1 protein-coding gene is annotated in these 1,526 nt (G+C 55.4%); it reads right to left on the bottom strand.

Annotated features, from left to right (window positions below; genetic code table 11):
- Nucleotides 1–110: 110 nt before the first annotated feature.
- Nucleotides 111–1,193: an HNH endonuclease gene (locus ABRP87_RS11195; RefSeq protein ID WP_349868849.1), complete on the bottom strand. Its 1,083-nt coding sequence runs from the start codon at nucleotides 1,191–1,193 to the stop codon at nucleotides 111–113.
- Between the last annotated feature and the right edge of the window lie 333 nt (nucleotides 1,194–1,526).

The following is a 1,526-nucleotide window of genomic DNA, read 5'->3' as shown; positions in this document are numbered from 1 at the left end:
CAAAATGGTAATAAGAAGGCCGCTGCTTAACCCCTAAGCAGCTTAACTACGTGTCCACGATTTGCGGGCAACCCCAGCACTAATCGGGTGTCCACTAAACGAGGGTAACCTCAGATGCGGTGGTCGAGTTGGCATGTGTGTGCTGGCATGGTGCATCCGGGCCAGCGGCAGGTGAGGTCTCTTCCTTGTGTGTAGGCGCGGATGTGGCTGGTGGGCTGGTAGTTTTCGGTTTCTTGTGGTGTGAGTTGTCGGGTGAAGGTGTCGATGTTTTCTAGGTTGGTGATGCGGGACCAGCCGTAGCCTGGGAAATACACTTTCGTATCACCAGCACCTGTACCGGCCTCGGCGGCGTCATCTGTGTCGGTGGTGTTGGTGGTGGTGAAGGTATTGATCGCGACTTTAGTGTGCGTGTTATCTAGGATGAGTTGGATAAGCGCCTCACCGGCACCACATTGGGTGTTGTCTGCTTGGGCATCAATATGGCGGGCGATGATAGCAGCGGTTGCTTTATCACACGTCAGGCTCATAGTGGCGCGGTTGTTATGCACTGACACATTCAGGGTGGGTTCGACCTCGTCGGTGTCATTATCTGCCAGGTGGTGGGTGTCGATGAAGTCGCGGATAAACCGGCGGATATCCGCCACCGTGGGCACATGCTGGCACGGTGCTGTCGGTGTGAGGAAGTCTGCTAGGGCGGCATCGATTAGGCCTATGTGGTCGTGGTTGTCGCCTACGCGTTCTATTTCCCTATCGATAACTCTCAGGCGTGGTGTATCTAGTATCCACTGCTCCATATTCGTGGCGGCGACGAGGGGTAGTTCCTGCATGCGGAAATGCGCCCTGATAATCCCAGACAGGGTGCTGTAGGCGAGGCCTAGGTCTTTAGCCAGGCTGGTCAGTGTCACATCCACGTCATCGTCGAGGTCTGGCAAAAGTGACTGGTAGAATACCCAGGAGTTCTTCCGGGCGTGTGCTCCAGCTGCGGCAATAGGGTTACCGGGTGTGTTGGTGGCATAAAAGACCACCGGCACATCTAGCTCGGTATCAGCGTCAGTGTTGGTGTCGTAGTCCAGTGGCTCGCCGGCTCTGACATTGCCAGGTATACGATCAGTATCAGCCTGGTGGTCAGTCGACCAACCGTCTACAGGCTCGTGCCCTGTCGTGGTCGGTGGTGGTGTCGGTGTTGTGGTCATCGTGATCATGCCCCCTGGGGTGTACTACACCCTCAAACGTGTCGAATGTGTTTTCGTCTAACACGGCTTGACACTACCCACCACACACGGCACCCGGGGGTAAAACCCAACCAGTACCACCGCATTCTGCCAGCTCGACAGAGTACAAGTCGCCTCCATGAGCGGGGGTGAAACGACAAGTAGTCCCCGAAACACCAACCACCCACAATTATTCGGGGTGATGGTCTTTCGGGGACTACCGTATAAACACTATTTAGTTGTTTTGTTGTTTGGTGTCGGCGGTGACTTACTCTCCCACAACCTCCCGGTTGCAGTACCATCAGCGTGTACAGG

The sequence above is a fragment of the Corynebacterium sp. KPL2830 genome (assembly GCF_040225635.1).
GTDB lineage: Bacteria > Actinomycetota > Actinomycetes > Mycobacteriales > Mycobacteriaceae > Corynebacterium.
Note: the sequence above shows the minus strand (reverse complement) of the source record. Positions and strands in the feature narration are given on the sequence as shown.

Excerpts from the sequence above, each read along its gene's own strand:
- ABRP87_RS11195 (WP_349868849.1), bottom strand. The coding sequence starts at position 1,193 with ATGACCACAACACCGACACCACCACCGACCACGACAGGGCACGAGCCT.